Source organism: Curtobacterium pusillum (assembly GCF_007673235.1).
GTDB lineage: Bacteria > Actinomycetota > Actinomycetes > Actinomycetales > Microbacteriaceae > Curtobacterium > Curtobacterium pusillum_C.
Genome location: NZ_VDZH01000005.1, coordinates 343,637 through 361,928, shown reverse-complemented (window position 1 = coordinate 361,928; position 18,292 = coordinate 343,637). Strand labels below are relative to the sequence as shown.

General features: G+C 74.3%; 3 protein-coding genes. All 3 read left to right on the top strand.

The genetic code is table 11. The features are described 5' to 3' along the window. Positions 1–132 precede the first annotated feature (132 nt). The 3 genes from FS532_RS15540 to FS532_RS15530 are packed head-to-tail and all read left to right on the top strand — an operon-like array spanning position 133 to position 18,272. Positions 133–15,339: a DUF7507 domain-containing protein gene (locus FS532_RS15540; protein WP_144756332.1), complete on the top strand. Its 15,207-nt coding sequence runs from the start codon at positions 133–135 to the stop codon at positions 15,337–15,339. Beyond that, entirely contained in the window at positions 15,336–15,803 is a 468-nt protein-coding gene (locus tag FS532_RS15535; RefSeq protein WP_144756330.1) for a hypothetical protein, read from the top strand. Before FS532_RS15540 ends, FS532_RS15535 begins: the two co-directional genes overlap by 4 nt. 18 nt (positions 15,804–15,821) lie before the next feature. Beyond that, positions 15,822–18,272, top strand: a complete 2,451-nt coding sequence (locus FS532_RS15530) for a helix-turn-helix transcriptional regulator (protein WP_144756328.1) — start codon at positions 15,822–15,824, stop codon at positions 18,270–18,272. The last annotated feature ends 20 nt before the right edge of the window (positions 18,273–18,292 follow it).

Genomic DNA, 18,292 nt, shown 5'->3' with positions numbered 1-18,292 from the left:
AACGCCTGTCCACAACACGACAGATGATCGACAGGACGACCTGTGAGGCGGTCGTCACATCCCTGATCCCACCCGGCAGCGTGGACCCGACCACTCCCAAGGGTCTGTTCGTCGTGCCCGGAAGGTCACTGCTTGCTGCTCGCACCCCGTCCCCGCCACCGCGCGGAGACCATCGCTCGTCCCCGTTGGTTCCGTGGGATCGCGATGGCGCTCGCCGTGCTCATCCCCACCGCCGGCGTCGCGCTCGGCACCGAGGGGGTCGCCCAGGCCGCCGTCGTGCAGTGGGGCACCGGCTCGGACCAGTCGCCGAACTACCAGGCGACCGTCAACGGCGACTTCACGATGACGGGCAACGGCGTGCTCGCCTGCACCGGCTCGGCGCTCACCGCGACGAACACCAGCGGCAGCTGCACGGACCTGCACGCGAACAACCCCGGCACGGGCGTCACCACGTCGTACAACGACTACTTCAAGATGGTGAACTCGAACACCGCCTCCGGCTTCACCACGAACTCGTCGACCGGGGCGCTGACGATCCCGGCCGGCGCCACGGTCGCGAAGGCCTACCTCGACTGGAGCGCCAACACGGGCGTGTTCACCGGCGCGGGCAACGTGACCTGCTCGGGCAACTCGGCGAACGGCTCACAGTGGTACGCCACCCGGCCGGACGCCGCCGCCGGCTACCGGACCCAGGGCGTCCAGTTCAAGGTCGGCTCCGGCGCGATCCAGACCGTCGCCCCGCAGGCCCTGCTCGAGGACCCGTCGTCCCAGGCGAGTGCCCTGTACTACTCGGCCTCCGCCGACGTCACGAGTGCGTTCGCGAACGCCACCACCGGGTCGGCGCTGAACATCAGCGCCGGCAACATCTGGGCCGCGGTCGGCGCCGGCTGCTACGCGGGCTGGTCGCTCACGGTCGTCTACGACTACGGCAAGTACATCCCGGGCAACGCCGCGAGCGCACCGCACCGGGTCATCTACTACCAGGGCCACGTGCGCGAGGCCGCGTCGGACAGCCCGCTCACCGTCAACTTCACCGGGTTCTCGGCACTGCAGGCCGGTGTGAAGTTCGGCTACACGCTGTACGAGGGCGACCGGGGCATCACCGGCGACTACATGCGGTACACCCCGCAGGGCGGCAGTCCCACCGAGGTGCTCAACACGAAGAACGCCTCCGGCAACATCGGCGTCGGGCAGGCGGACGGCTCGGTGCGGTACACGCAGACGAGCGACACGTCGACGTTCACGAACCAGAGCGTCGACGTGCACACCCAGACCCTGAGCGGCGTCGACAAGGGCGACACGTCGATGACGCTCACGGTCGGCACGAGCGGTGACTCCTACCTGCTGCAGAACGCCGTGCTGTCCGTGCCGACGGCGGCGCTCAGCGTGGTGAAGACCCTGGACGGCTCCGCGAACGACCAGTACCGGACCGCGACCGAGAACACGGCGTTCACGATCACCGTGACGAACAACGGTTCGGTGTCGCTGTCGAACATCCAGCTGACGTTCCCGGACACGGAGACCTGCACGCCGTCGACGACGATCGCCGGGCCACTGGCCTCCGGAGCGACCGCCACCGTCCGGTGCACTGGTCCGCCGCCCACCGCGGCGTCCACCACGAGCTCGGTGACCGCGACCGGCCAGGTCACCAGCGACCCGACGATCACCGTCACCGACACCAACGCGACGAACACGTACCTGTCGTCGCTCGCACTGACGAAGACCTCCGCCCTCGCCTCCGGTGCGACCGGCAAGGCGGGCGACACCGTGAACTACACGTTCACCGCCACGAACAACGGCACCTCCCCGCTCACCGGCGTCGCGATCACCGACCCGCTGTCCGGGCTCTCCGCACTCACCTACGGCACCTGGCCGTCCGGCACGAGCGGCACGCTCCAGCCCGGCCAGGCCGTCACGGCCACCGCGACCTACACGCTGACGCAGACCGACGTCGACGCCGGGTCCGTCGCGAACACCGCCACCGTCACCGGCACCGACCCGGACGGCGGCCCGAAGCCCAGCGCGACCGCGTCCCGCACCCAGCCGCTGACGGCCGCGAACGCCCTCACCCTGACGAAGGCCGGCGCCCTGGCCTCCGGCAGCACCGGCCGGGTCGGCGACACCGTGAACTGGACCTTCCGCCTGACGAACTCCGGCGCGCAGACCATCACCGGGGCCGCGATCACCGACCAGCTCGCTGGCGTCTCGGCCATCACCTACGGCACCTGGCCGTCGGGCACCACCGGTCGGCTCGCCCCCGGCCAGACCGTCACCGCGACCGCCACCTCGACGCTCACCCAGGCGCAGGTCGACGCCGGCACGCTGACGAACACCGCCACCGCCGCCGGACGGAGCGCCACCGGCAGCACCGTCACGGCGCCCACCGCCACGGCCACCGTCGCGGTCCCCGCCGCCAACGCGCTCGTCCTGACGAAGAGCGGCGCCGTCGCCGCCGGGTCCACGGGCAAGGCCGGCGACACCGTGAACTGGTCGTTCACCCTGCGCAACACCGGCAACCAGACCGTGACCACCGCGTCGATCACCGACCGGCTCACCGGTGTCTCCGCGCTGACCTACGGCACCTGGCCGTCCGGCACGAGCGGCACGCTCGCGCCGGGGCAGGCCGTGACCGCCACCGCGACCTACGCCCTCACCCAGACCGACGTCGACGCGGGCAGCGTCGTGAACACCGCCGGAGCCGCAGCACGGGGCGCCACCGGCGGCACCGTCACCGCGCCGGACGCGACGGCGACCGTGGCGGTGACCGATGCCTCCAGTCTGACCGTCGTCAAGGAGGGGAGCCTGGCGTCCGGCGCGACCGGGCGGGCCGGGGACACCGTCAACTGGACCTTCACCGTCACGAACGCGGGCAACCGCACCCTCACCGGCGTGACCATCGCCGACCCGCTCGCCGGGATCTCAGCGATCACGTACGGCAGCTGGGCCTCCGGCACGACCGGCAAGCTCGCGCCGGGCCAGTCCGTCACCGCGACCGCCACCTCGACGCTCACGCAGGCGCAGGTGAACGCCGGGTCGATCACGAACACGGCGACCGCGAACGGCACGAACCCGTCCGGTACCGCCGTGACGAGCGGGCAGACCTCGAAGACCGTCAACATCGCGGCCGCGCAGAAGATCGCGCTGACGAAGACCGGCGCGCTCGCGACCGGTGCCACCGGCAAGGTCGGCGACACCGTGAACTGGCAGTTCAGCGCCACGAACACCGGCAACACCACGCTGTACGGCGTCGCGATCGCCGACGGGCTGAGCGGGATCTCCGCGCTGACGTACAGCTGGCCGGGGACCACCGGGCAGCTCGACCCGAACCAGACCGTCACCGCGACGGCGACGTACACCCTCACCCAGGCCGACGTCGACGCCGGCAGCGTGGTGAACACGGCGACCGGTGCGGGCAACACCCGTGCCGACGGCTCCGGCCAGCCCGCGTCGTCGACGGCCTCCGCCACCGTCGCGGTGTCCCGCGCACCCGGCATCGCGATCGCCAAGACCGGCGCGCTGGCGTCCGGGGCGACCGGTGCCGTCGGGGACACCGTGAACTACACGTTCACGGTCCGGAACTCCGGCAACACCACCCTCACCGGCGTGACCGTCGCCGACCCGCTCACCGGGCTGTCGACGATCACGTACGCGTGGCCGGGCACCGCCGGGCGGCTCACCCCCGGCCAGAGCGCCTCGGGGACGGCGACCTACAAGCTGACCCAGAAGGACGTCGACGCCGGGTTCGTCCAGAACACCGCGACGGCGACCGGCACCGCGCCGAACGGCAGCACCGCGACGAACGCCGCCACCGCGCGGACGACCGTGCCCGCGACGCCGGGGATCGCCGTGTCGAAGACCGGCGCACTCGCGTCGGGAGCGACCGGTCGTGCCGGTGACACCGTGAACTACACCTTCACGGCGCGCAACACCGGCAACCAGACCCTCACCGCCGTGAGCATCGGCGACGCGCTCGCCGGCGTCTCCACGCCGGCGTACGGCACGTGGCCGTCCGGCACCGCGGGCACCCTCGCCCCGGGCCAGACCGTCACGGCCACCGCGACCTACACGCTGACCCAGGCCGACGTCGACGCCGGCAGCGTGGTGAACACGGCGCGCGCCACCGCGACGACGCCCGCGCAGGGGTCCGTCTCGGCGACCAGTCCGAACACCCTGCCCGTGCCGTCGTCCGGCGCCCTGACGTTCACGAAGACGGGTGCCGTGGCGGGGTCGGGTTCACCGGCGGCCGGCGGCACCGTGAACTGGACGTTCAGCGCCCGGAACACCGGCAACGTCACGCTCACGGGCGTCGCGATCACCGACCAGCTCGCCGGCCTGTCGGCGATCACGTACTCGTGGCCGGGGACGACGGGCCGCCTGGCACCGGGGCAGACCGTCACGGCCACCGCGACCTCGACGCTGACCCAGGCGCAGGTGGACGCCGGGACCGTCCGGAACACCGCGACCATCGCGGGGACCACGCCGGGCAACACCGTCGTGTCGCAGGCGACCGCGGCGTCGGTGTCCGTGGACCGGACCGTCGCGATCAGCGTCGCGAAGTCCGGTGCACTCGACGCCGGGTCGACGGGCACCGCGGGCGACCGCACCACCTGGACCCTGCGCATCACGAACACCGGGACGACCACCCTGACCGCGGTCGGGGCCACGGACTCGCTCGCCGGGCTGTCCGGGCTGACGTACTCGTGGCCGGGAGCCGCCGGCACACTGGCCCCGGGGCAGACCGCCACCGCGACGGCGACCGGCACCGTGTCCCAGACCGACCTCGACGCCGGGTCGGTGACGAACACCGCGACGGCGACCGGTTCCGGGCCGTCTGGTACCTCGACCGCCACGGCGCAGGGCTCCGGCACGATCCCGCTCACCGGGTCGCCGGCGCTCGGGTTCACCAAGTCGGTCGCGACGGGCACCGGGTACACCGGCCGCGCGGGCGACACGCTGGACTACACGTTCCGCGCCACGAACTCCGGCAACCAGACCCTGACCGGCGTCACGATCACCGACCCGCACGCGGGGCTCGGGACGCTGACGTACACGTGGCCCGGTGCCGCCGGACGACTCGCACCGGGGCAGTCCGTCACGGCGACCGCCTCGTACACGGTGACCCAGGCCGACGTCGACGCCGGCACCGTGGCGAACCGTGCGACCGTGTCCGGTACCACGCCGCAGGGGACCGCTGTGTCCACCCCCGCGACCGCCACGCAGACGATCGCGCCGGCGCCGGGCATCGCGGTGTCGAAGAGCGCCGTCGTCGGTGGGACCGGAGCCGCGGGTGACACCGTCACGTACCGCTTCGACGTCGCGAACACCGGCACCACCACGCTCACGGGCGTCGGCGTGAGCGACCAGCTCGCCGGCCTGTCCGGGATCACGTTCGGCACGTGGCCGTCCGGCACCACCGGCACCCTCGCGCCGGGCCAGACCGTCCGCGGGACGGCGACCTACGCCGTCACCCAGTCGGACATCGACGCGGGCAGCATCGTGAACACCGCGACGTCGACGGCCACGACCCCCACCGGCGGCACCGTCCGGGCGACCGGCGCGGCCACGGTCACCCCGGCCTCCGGCGCACCGGCGATCTCGCTCGCGAAGACCGAACGTCTCGCCACGAGCGCCACCGGCATCGCGGGCGACACCGTCCGGCTCGGGTACACGATCACGAACAGCGGCAACCAGACCCTGACGAACGTGACGCTCACCGACGAGCAGTCCGGGCACTCCGCGTTCACCTACGGGACCTGGCCGTCCGGCACCGCGGGGACCCTCGGCGTCGGGCAGTCCGTCACCGTCACCGCGACCTACACGCTCACCCAGGCCGACGTCGACGGCGGCACCGTCTCGAGCGACGCCGCCACGACCGGCGTCTCGCCTGGTGGCACCACCGTCCGGGCGACCGACACCGGCTCGGTGAGCACGAAGCGCACCCCGGCGGTGTCCCTCACCGAGACCGGGTCCGTCACGAGCGGTTCCGGCGGCGTCGGCTCCGTCGTCACGTGGACGTACCAGGCGAAGAACACCGGCACCGTCACGCTGACGATCCCCGAGGTCGTGCACGCCCTCGGCGGCACGGTGACGTACGCGTGGCCGAACGCGCCGAACACCCTCGCACCCGGCCAGACCGTCACCGCGACCACCACCTCCACCGTCACCCAGGCCGACGTCGACGCCGGCGCCCTGGTCGACACCTCCTCGGTCACCGGCACCGCACCGACCGGTACCGACCCGGCCACCGTGTCCGCCACCGCGGCCGCGACCGTCCCCACCTCGAGCGCGGCACCGGGGCTCGCCGTCACGAAGGCCGAGACCTTCGACGCCGACGGCTCGAAGACCCGTGCAGCGACCGCGGGCGACCAGGTCGACATGCGCTACGTCGTCACGAACACCGGCAACGTGACCCTCACCGTCGTCGGCGTGCAGGACGCCCAGCGCGGGATCTCGAGCGTCGTCTTCGCCGACGGTGACACCACCATCACCCTCGCGCCCGGCCGTTCCGCGACCGCCACCGCGACGTACACGCTCAGCCAGTCCGACGTCGACGCCGGCGGCATCCGCTCCGCGGCGACCGCGTTCGGCACCACCCCGGCCGGCACCCGCGTCACCGCGACCGCCACCGACGGCGTCACGATCACGCCGACCCCGGCCGTGACACTGACGAAGACCGCCCGCTACGGCCAGTCCGCCGACGGCGCCGTGCAGAGCGGCCGGGTCGGCGACACCGTCGTGTTCTCGTTCCTCGCGACGAACACCGGCTCCGTCACCCTGAGCGGCCTCGCCCTGCGCGACCAGCTCATCGGCCTCGGCACCTCGACCCCGGTCGCCGACGCGGCGGCCGCCGGGCAGCTCCGCGACCTCGAGTGGTCCGGCGGCACGGCCGGCTCCCTCGCCCCCGGTGAACGACTCCGCGCCACCGCGCGGTACACCGTGACGCAGGCCGACGTCGACGCCGGCGCGATCACGAACACGGCGACGGTCACCGGCACCACGCCCGCCGGCGCCACCACGAGCCGCGACGCGACCGTCACGATCGCCACCGACGCCGACAACACCGCGGCGATCGGCATCGTCAAGGACGCGTCCGTCCGGGACACCGGCAGCGCGCCCAAGCCGGGTGACCCGGTGGACCTCCGGTACACGGTCACGAACACGGGCGACTTCACCCTGACCGGTGTGGGCGTCACCGATGCCGGCGCAGGCGCCGTCACGTACGGCACCTGGCCGTCCGGGACCACCGGCACGCTCACCCCGGGCCAGACCGTCACCGCCACCGCCGTGCACGCCCTGACCCAGGCGGACATCGACGCCGGGTACGTCACCAGCCCGGCGACGACCCGCGGCGCCCCGTCCAACGGCGGTGCGGTCGTCACGGCGACGAGCTACCGAACGGTCCCCGTCACGCAGGTGAACACCTTCGACTTCACGAAGTCCGGCGTGCCCACGGGCAGCAGCGCGGGCGTCGGCGACGACCTCCGGTTCACCCTCACCGCGCGGAACACCGGCAACACCACCCTCGACCTGCTGCAGATGACCGACCAGCTGCAGGGCGTCGGTGTGCTGTCGTACACGTGGCCGGACCCGTCCCGCCCCGGCGTCGTCGCGCCCGGCGAGATCGCCACCGCCACGGCGGCGTACACGATCAGCCAGGCGGACGTGGACTCCGGCAGCGTCGTGAACACCGCGAACGCCGTCGCCAGCCCGCCGGCCGGAGCCGCGATCACGAAGACCGCCACGAGCACCACCGCGGTCGATGCGAGCGCCCCGACGATCACGCTCGACAAGACCGAGGCCGTCGCCGACGGGTCCGCCGGGGTCGCCGGCGACACCGTGCGGTTCGGGTACACGATCACGAACACCGGCACGACGACACTGACGGGCGTCGGACTGACCGACGAGCAGCAGGGGCTGTCCGGCATCACGTTCGGCGCCTGGCCCTCGGGCACCACCGGCACGCTCGCCCCAGGGCAGTCGGTCACCGCGACCGCGAGCTACCGGCTCACCCAGGCGGACGTCGACCGTGCCGCGGCGGACACCGACGACCACGTCGCGCTGTCCAGCGGCGCCACCACCACCGCGACCGACCGACGGAGCGGTGCGGCGGTCTCGGCGACCGACGACGGCCGCGTCGTGCTCGACCCGACCTCGGCCGTGTCGACGCGCAAGACGGCCGCGGTCGTCGGCGCCGGTGACATCGGTGCGGTGCGGGTCGGCGACGTCGTCCGGTACACCGTCACCGCGACGAACACCGGGCAGACCACCCTCACAAGCGTGACGGTCGACGACCCGCTCGCCGGGCTCGGCACCCCCACCACGACGTGGCCGAACACCACCGCGGGCACGCTGTCGCCCGGCCAGGCGGTCGTCGTCACGGCGGACCGCACGGTCACGCAGGACGACGTGGACGCCGGGTCGATCGCGAACACCGCGACCACGACCGGCACCACCCCCGCTGGCACGACCGTGTCCGGTTCGGGGACACGCACCGTCGTCACGACGACCGGTGCACCGGGCATCGGGATCCAGAAGACCGAGACGAACCGGGGCGACGGCGCCGCGGGCGACACCGTCGACCTGACGTTCACGGTCACGAACACCGGCGACGTCACGCTCACCGGCGTCGGGGTCACCGACTCGCAGCAGGGTGTCTCGGCGGTCCGCTTCGACGCCTGGCCCGGTGGCACGGCCGGACGCCTCGCGCCGGGGCAGTCCGTCGTCGCCCACGCCACGTACACGCTCACGCAGCAGGACGTCGACCGCGGCAGCATCGCGAGCACGGCGACGACCACCGGCACCCCGCCCCGCGGCGCCGACGTCGCCGCGTCCGACGACGGCGGCGTGACCGTCGCGACGCGCGGCGCCCTGTCGATCGACAAGACGGGCAGCCTCGGCGGCTCGACCGGGGCCGTCGGCGACACCGTCCGCTACACGTTCCGCGTCGCCAACACCGGCAACGTCACCGTCACCGGGGTCGCCGTCTCCGACGTCCTCGCCGGGGTGTCCGACGTCGAGGTCGCCGACTGGCCGGCCGCCGCCGGACGCCTGGCCCCCGGGCAGGCCGTCACCGGCACGGCGACGTACCGCGTCACCCAGGCCGACGTCGACGCCGGCAGCGTGCTGAACGACGCCACCGTCACCGGCAGCACGCCCACGGGTGACTCCGTCACGGCGTCCGACGCCGCGACCGTCGCGCTCGCCACGGCCGTCCCCGGCATCCGGCTCGACAAGACCGAGCAGCTCGGCGCCGGTGCGACCGGCGTCGCGGGCGACACCGTGCGGTTCGGGTACACGATCACGAACACCGGCACGGCGACGCTGTCCGCCGTCGAGCTCGCGGACGCACAGGCGGGGCTGTCGGACATCGCTTTCGGCACCTGGCCGACCGCCGTCGGCACCCTGGCCCCGGGACAGTCCGTGACAGCCACTGCGTCCTACACGCTGACCCAGGCGGACGTGGACCGCGGCAGCGTCGCGAGCACCGCGACCACCACGGGCACCGGTCCGACCGGCAACCGCGTCGGCGACACCGCGCAGGGCTCGGTCGCGCTGACCGCAGCGGCCGGCGTCGGCGTCACCAAGCGCGCCGCGTACGTCGACGGCGGCACGGGGCGCGTCGGCGACACCGTCCACTACACCTTCACCGTCACGAACACCGGCCAGGTCACCCTCGGCTCGGCGCGCGTCACGGACCGCCTCACCGGACTCGGCACCATCACGGTGGCGGCCGGCCCGAACGGCGACGGCTCGCTCGCACCGGGACAGTCCCTCACCGCGACGGCCGGGTACACGGTCACGCAGGCCGACGTCGACGCCGGCGCGATCGTCAACCAGGCGACCGTCGCGGCGACACCGGCCCGAGGTGCGGACGTCACGGCGTCCGACAGCGCCACGATCAGGACGGACGACGGTGCGCCGGCCATCGCCCTGACGAAGACCGAGCAGCTCGCCGCGACCGGTACGCCCGCCGTCGGGGACACGGTCCGGCTCGGCTACACGATCACGAACACCGGGAACCAGACGCTCCGGAGTGTCGTGGTCGCGGACGCCCAGACCGGCGCGAGCGCCGTCACGTACGGCACGTGGCCGGGCACCGCGGGCACGCTCGCTCCGGGACAGTCCGTCACGGCCACCGCGACGTACGCGCTCACCCAGGCGGACCTCGACGCGGGTCGCGTCGCCAGTGCCGCCACCGCCACCGGCACGGCACCGACGGGAGGCACGGTGCGCGACACCGACACCGCCGGCGTCGACCTCGCTCAGGCTCCGGAGCTCACCCTGCTCAAGCAGGGTCGGCTCGCGCCCGGTGCGACCGGGTCCGCGGGCGAGGGCATCCGCTACACCTTCACCGCCACGAACACCGGCAACGTGACCGTCACGCTGCTCGACCTGATCGACCGCATGCCCGGCCTCAGCGACCCGACCGTCGACGAGTGGCCGGGAGCGGTCGGCGTGCTCGCCCCGGGGCAGACCGTCACCGCCTCGGCGACGTACACGATCACGCAGTCGGACGTCGACGCCGGCGCGGTCACCAACACCGCGACCGTCGTGGGGCGTGCGCCCGACGGCTCCGACGTGACCGGGACCGACGGCACCACCGTCGAGACCGCCGCGTCCGGCCCGCGCATCGGCGTGGTCAAGACCGCGACGCTCGCGAGCGGCTCCACGGGTGTTGCCGGCGACCGCGTCGAGTACACCTACGCGATCACGAACACCGGCAACGTCACGCTGACCGGCGTCACCGCCCGCGACGACCAGACCGACGTGTCCACCGTCGTGTACGGGACCTGGCCGGGCACCACCGGGCGCCTGGCACCGGGGGAGACCGTCACCGCGACGGCATCCCACGTGCTCACCCAGGCCGAGGTCGACCGTGGCACCCTGACGAGCACCGTCACGGCCACGGGGAACGCCCCCGGCGGCACGGGTGTCAGCGACGCCGACACCCGCTCGGTGACCATCGCCCCGTCGCCCTCGATCACGCTGTCGAAGACCGCCGCGTACACCGACGGCGGCACCGGACGGGTCGGCGACACCGTGCGCTACTCGTTCCGCGCGCAGAACACCGGCACCGTCACCCTCACCGGGATCACGGCGTCCGACCGGCTCGCCGGGCTCTCCGCGATCGACGCCGACTGGCCGGGCACCGCGGGCACGCTCGCCCCGGGGGCCGTCGTGACCGCGACGGCGACGTACACGGTCACCCAGGCCGACGTCGACGCCGGCAGCATCGTCAACCAGGCGACCGTCGTCGGCAACCCGCCGACCGGAGCGCCGGTGACCGCGACCGACGGCGCGACGATCCGCACGGCGGACCCGTCCGACGCGATCGCGCTCGTGAAGGACGAGCGCGTGACCTCGGGCACGGGCGTCGCGGGCGACACCGTCACGCTGACGTTCACCGTCTCGAACCCCGGGAACCGCACGCTCACCGGCGTCACGCTCGACGACGACCAGGCGCGCCTCGGCACCGTCACCTACGGCACCTGGCCCGGTACGGTCGGCACGCTCGCGCCCGGGCAGTCCGTCACTGCGACCGCCACGTACACGCTCACACAGGCGGACGTCGACCGGGGCTCGATCGCGAGCACCGCCACGACGACGGCGACCGTCCCGTCGGGCGAGGTCGTCACCGCCACGGCGGACGGCGGCGTGGACACCGTCCGCACCGGCTCGTGGACGTTCGACAAGACCGGCGTGCTGGCCGACGGCGCACAGGGCGACCTGGGCGACCGCATCGACTGGACGTACCGGGTGACGAACACCGGCACCGTCACGCTCACCGACGTCGCGGTCGCGGACGCCCTGCCCGGGGTCTCCGCACCCGTCGTCGGGACGTGGCCGAACGGCACCGCCGGGAAGCTCCTGCCCGGGCAGTCGGTGACCGCGACGGCACGCTCGACCGTCGCGCAGTCGGACGTCGACGCCGGCAGTGTCGTGAACACCGCGACCGCCGACGCCACCGTGCCGACCGGTGTGACCGACCCCGGACCGCAGCGGGACAGTGCGACGGTCGCGCTGCGTGCCTCGACCCAGCAGATCGCCGTCACGAAGACCGCGAGCCTGACCGACGGCGCGACCGGGAAGGCCGGTGACACGGTCGACTTCGGGTACGTCGTGACGAACACCGGCACGTCGACCATCCGCGGTGTGACACTCGCCGACGCGCAGACCGGCACGTCCGCAGTCACGATCGCCTGGCCGGGGACCACCGGGGTGCTCGCGCCCGGGGAGTCCGCACGCGCCTCCGCGACCTACGTGCTCACGCAGGCCGACGTCGACGAGGGAACCCAGGCCTCCCGGGTCACCGCGACCGGCACCGCACCCGGTGGCGCGACCGTCGACGCTGCCGACACCGCGACCGTCACCATCCCGGCGCGACCGGCCCTGCAGCTCACCGAGCAGGGTGCGCTCGCACCCGGCGCGACCGGCGCCGTCGGCGACACCGTGCAGTGGACGTACACCGTGACGAACTCCGGCACCGTGTCCCTCGACCAGGCCGCGATCGCCCAGCAGCTGGCAGGCTCCGGCGACGTGGTGTTCGGCACCTGGCCGGGCGCCCCCGGCGTGCTCGCCCCCGGGCAGACGGTCACCGCGACGGCGACCTCGACGATCACCCAGGCGCAGTTCGACGCTGGCCGCGTCACCAACCCGGCCACCGCGTCCGGTACCGCTCCGGACGGCGCCGTCGTCACCGCCGACGCCACCGCGACGGTCGAGACCGGTCCCGCCGACACCCGCATCGGGATCACGAAGACCGCTGCGCTGCCGGACGGCGACACCGCGCCGCGGGCCGGCGACGTCGTGACGTTCACCTACCGGGTGACGAACAGCGGCACGTCGACGCTCTTCGGCGTCACGGTCACCGACGCGCAGGACGGCGTGGGCACCGTGTCGTACGACTGGCCCGGGACCGCGGGCGTGCTCGCACCGGGCCAGGTCGTCACCGCGACCGCGACGTACACGCTCACCCAGGTGGACGTCGACCGCGGGAGCCTCGGCAGCACCGCGACCACGACGGGCACCCCGCCGAACGGCCCCGACGTCACCGCCGACGCGGACGCGACGCTCGTGCTGCCCGGCGCCCCGGCGCTCACCGTCACCAAGGACGGCGTGCTCGCCGACGGTGCGGCCGGTTCCGTCGGGGACACCGTCGACTACCGCGTGACGATCCGGAACACCGGCACCACCACCCTGCGCGACGTCGCCGCGAGCGACCCGCTGCCGGGGCTCGGCGCGCTGACGTTCCCCGACGCGTTCGACGGCACGCTCGCCCCCGGGGCCGACGTCGTCGCCACCGCGGCGTACACGGTCACGCAGGACGACGTCGACGCCGGCAGCGTCGTGAACACCGCGACGGCGACCGCCAACCCGCCGACGGGCGGGCCGGTCTCGGCCGAGGGCAGCGCCACCGTGACGCTCGCCGCGGCCGACGCGGGCATCGACATCGTGAAGACCCAGCGCCTCGCCGACGGTGCCACGGGACGCGCGGGCGACCAGGTCGCCTTCACGTTCACGATCACCAACACCGGTGCCACGACGCTCCGCGGGGTCACCGTCGCCGACGGGCAGCCCGGCCTCGGCGCGATCTCGGTCGACTGGCCCGCCGGGTCCGGAGTCCTCCGGCCCGGGCAGACCGCCACGGCGACGGCGACCTACACGCTGACCCAGCAGGACGTCGACCGTGGTTCGGTCTCGAGCACGGCGACCACGACCGGCACGAGCCCGACCGGGGCGACCGTGCGGGCCTCGGACGACGGCTCGACGACCGTCACCGGGACCCCCGGTCTCACCGTCACGAAGTCCGGCGCACCCGCGTCCGGCACGACCGCGGGCCGCGGCACCGAGCTCCGCTGGACGATCGACGTCCGGAACAGCGGCACCGTCACGCTCACCGGGGTCGCGGTGACCGACGACCTCGCCGGCTTCCGGACCACCGACACGGCGTGGCCGGGCGCTTCGGGCACCCTGGCGCCGGGCGAGACCGCGCGGGTCACGGGCACGAGCACCGTCGGCCAGGCGGATGTCGACGCCGGCGGGGTCGTGAACACCGCGCGGGCGACCGGCACGGCACCGGACGGTGTCGTGGTGGACGGCGGCGGCGCAGCGACGGTCCCGACGGACACCGCGTCGACCGGCATCTCGATCGTGAAGACCGCGTCCCTGGCACCGGGAGCGACCGGCGCCGCGGGCGACACCGTCCAGTACCACTACGTCGTCACGAACGGCGGCGACACCACCCTCCGGGGCGTCACCGTGCGTGACGCCGGGGCCGGTGTCTCCGCGATGGCCTACGCCTGGCCGGGTGAACCGGGCGTGCTCCTCCCCGGGGAGACCGTCGAGGTCGACGCGACCGTCGTGGTCACCCAGGCCGACGTGGACGCCGGATCGCTGTCCTCGCCGGCGACGGTCGTCGGCACCGCACCGGGTGGCACCACCGTCACCGACACCTCGGAGGCCGGGGTCTCCCTGCCGAACGCACCGCACCTGACGCTCGACAAGCGCGGGGTGCTCGCGGCCGGGGCGACCGGCGCCGTCGGGGACCGCGTGGACTACACGTTCACCGTGACGAACGACGGCTCCACGCCGATCACCGACGTGACCCTCGACGACGGGCTCGCCGGACTCACCGACGTCAGCTGGACCTGGCCGGGCACCCCAGGCGCGCTCGCCCCGGGTGAGCAGGCGACCGGCACGGCGAGCTACCGCATCACCCAGGCGGACGTCGACGCCGGCGGCGTGGTCAACACCGCGACCGTGGGCGGCACCGCACCGGGCGGCACCGACGTCACGAGCGGAGCGTCCTCGGCCACCGCGCCGGTCGCGGGCCGTGGCTCGCTCACGATCGACAAGACCGTGCAGTACGCCGCCGGGACCGACGGGGCCGTGGGACAGCAGCTGCAGTACGGCTTCACGCTCGTCAACACCGGCACCGTCACCCTGCGCGGCGTGCACGTCGACGACCGGCTCGCCGGGCTCTCCGACGTCGTCTACGGGCAGTGGCCCGGCGCCGCGGGCGTCCTCGCCCCCGGCCAGCGGGTGACGGCGACCGCCACCTACGTGGTCGGTCAGGCCGACGGCGCTTCCGGTAGCGTCGAGAACAGCGCGACGGCGATCGGGACGCCGCAGCCCGGGACCCTGCCCGGAGACGGACCGATCACCTCAGTGCCCGACACCGTCCGGATCGCGGTCCACCCGGCCGCGGGGCTCCCTGCCCTCGCGTTCACCGGGTCCGACCCCGTGCCGGCAATCGCCGTGGCCGCACTCCTCGTGGCGCTCGGCATCGCAACGGCGGCCATCGGGAGCCGCCGTCGCACCAGGAAGGAACACCGATGACCCTGCGCCCCACGCGCTCCCTGTCCGTCCGGATCCTGGCGCTCGCCGGGGTCGCCGCGCTCGGGGTCGGCCTCGCCGGCTGCTCGGGTGGTGACGGCCCCGACGGGAAGGCCTCGGCGTCGTCCTCCGCGGCGGCCACCGAGCGCCCGGCGATCACCGACGTGCAGACCCCCGCCGGTGGGTCCGGCGACTTCGTCGGCGCGAAGTCGGACGTGCAGGTCTCCTCGTGCAAGCGCTCCGGCTCGTCGTGGGCCGTCGCGGGGACGGTCAAGAACCCCGAGAAGACCGGTCAGGGCTACCGCATCTACGTCTCCCTGCTCAAGGGAGCGTCGGACACCCGCGCCGTGAAGGAGGTCGACGTCGCCTCCGTCGACCCCGGCGCGTCGACGGACTGGGACACCACGATCGACACGTCGGAGAGCGGGCTCTCCTGCGTGCTGCGCGTGGAGCGCTTCGCGGCCTGACGGCCCCGCTCGCCGGTGGTGCCCCTCCCTCGTTCCCACGCGACCGCCCAGGTGGGCGGTGTCCGGCGCGCCACCCCGCCGCTCCACCGCGCGCGGCTCGCGTCGACCATCGAGCGGGCCGTGCACGCCGGCCGGGTGGTCGTCGTCGCGGGGCCACCGCGGTCGGGTGTGTCGACGCTCGTCACGGACTGGGCGGACCGGACGGCCCTGCTGGTCGACCACACCGTGACCGCGCCGGGCCGGCTCCGGCAGGTGGTCGACGACGACCCGGCCGGGAGGCACGTCCTCCTCGTCGACGACGCCCACCTCCTCGGGGTGGCCGGCACCAGGGCGCTGCTCGCGTCCGCCGCGGAGCGACCGGTCGTCCTCGCCGGACGGGCGGGCCCCGCGCTCGACGCCGTCGCGGCCGAGGGGCACGTCACCGTCGTCGGCGCCGGAGACCTCGCGTTCGACGCCGCCGAGACGGCCGCCCTGCTCGGCCGGGCGGTCGGCGTGGTGGTCGCCCCCGCGTTCGTCGCCCGCACCACCGCCGACGTCGGCGGGCTCACGGGCGTCCTCGCCGCGGCGGCCACCGCCCTCGCGGCCGAGGACCGTCCACCCGTGGACCTCGCCACCCGGTTCGACCGGGCAACGACGACGGCGACCCGGGCCTGGGTCGGCCAGACCGTGCAGGAGCCGTGGTTGCGGAGCTTCGGGGAGCGCGCTGCCGTGGTGCCGTCCGCCCCGGCCGAGTTCCTCGCCGAGCTCGGTGGGGACAGCGGGACCGACCTCGCGGCCGTGCACCGAGCCGCCGCCGACGCCGGGCTCGGACGACTCGACGGCGACGGGTTCGCCTGGTACGACGGCATCGCCCGGGCGCTCCGGGCATCGGGTGCCGCGACGGACGCCGACCGTCACCGCGAGGTCGTGCGTCGGGCCGCCGCGTGGGCGATCACCCACGACGACACCGTCACCGCCATCGACGCCGCCGTCCAGCTCGACGACCTCGACCTGCTCTCCGACGTCCTGACCACCGCGTGGACCCGGATCACCGGCCCCGGAGCCCCGGCGATAGCCCGGCTCCTCGACCCGATCCGGCCGAAGCGGGCCGCACGGCACCCGGTCGTCCTCGCCGCGATCGCCCGCTCCGAGTCGGCCGCCGACCGGCACCACGCCCGGGCCTCCCGCGTGAACGCCGCCGTCATCCCCGCCGTCGCCGCGGTCCTGCCCACCGCGCCGTCCGCGGACGCCGTGTTCCTCGCCGCGATCGACGCCCAGGCCCGCCGGATCGTCGGCGACGACGTGGGCGCCGTGGCGGCGGCGACCACGGCTCGGATCCGGCTCGACGCGCTCGACGCGACGGCCGCCGACCGACTCGCACCGCGCCTCCCGTTCGTCCTGCAGCAGATCGCGGCCACCGAACTGGCGGCCGGCGACGGCGAGGGGGCACTCGCCACCCTCGCCCGGATCGAACCCGTCGAGGGCGCCGACGGCGACCTGCAGCGTGCCGCAGCCGAGGGACTGACCGCGCTCGTGCACGCCCTCGGCGGCGAGGTCGACGTGGCACGGCGGCTGCTCGACGGCGGCCGACCGCTCGACGTACCGACGGGGGCGCTCGCGACCGCGCTCGTCGCGCTCGAGGCGGGCGACCCGGACGACGTGCAGCAGATCCTCCGCCGGGTCGACCCGCTGTTCGGTGCGTTCGAGCACTGGCCGATCGTCCTCGCGGTGCGCGCCCGCGCCAGCACCGTCGCCGGACGCGTCCCGCCCGAGGACCAGCTCACCGCGCACGATGCCGGGGTGCAGCGCTACCGGCAACGCAGCACCGCCGGCGGCGTCGGCGCGCGGATGCTCGCGCTCGCACGGGTGCGGCTCCAGCTCGCCGCCGGACAGCTCTCGCAGGCCGAGCGGGGACTCGAGGCGCTCGGTGCCGTGCAGGTCTGGAACGCGGCCGAGCACATGGGACTCGCGCTGGCCCGGTCCGAACCGGAGCGCGCACTGGCGATCGTCAACGCCGTCGCCGTGCACGGGGTCTACCAGGCCCGCACCACCGCGCTGCTCGTGCTGCTGCGGGCCGTGGCGCTGCGACGGACGGGCGACGTGCTCGCCGCGGTCGCGGCCTTCCGGGAGGCGATGGACCTGTTCGACCGGCACGGCCTCCGTGGAGAGCTGCTCACGCCGCCGCGGGACGACGTCCGACAGCTCGTCGACGCGTCGGGGGACGAACGGGCGCAGACGCTGTGGGCATCGCTGAGCGGGCTGCGGTCGGTGTTCCCGGGTCCGGACGTCGGGGTCGTGCTGTCCGAGCGGGAGTCGGTCGTGCTCGGGCTGCTCGGGGAGCCGTTGAGCGTGCCGGGGATCGCGTCGGAGCTGCACGTGTCGGTGAACACCGTGAAGACGCAGGTGCGGAGCGTGTACCGGAAGCTCGGGGTGTCGACGCGACGCGAGGCGGTCGAGCAGGGGCGGTCGCTCGGGTTGTCCGGCGCGTAGGGCGGCGCGGGGCGGCGCCT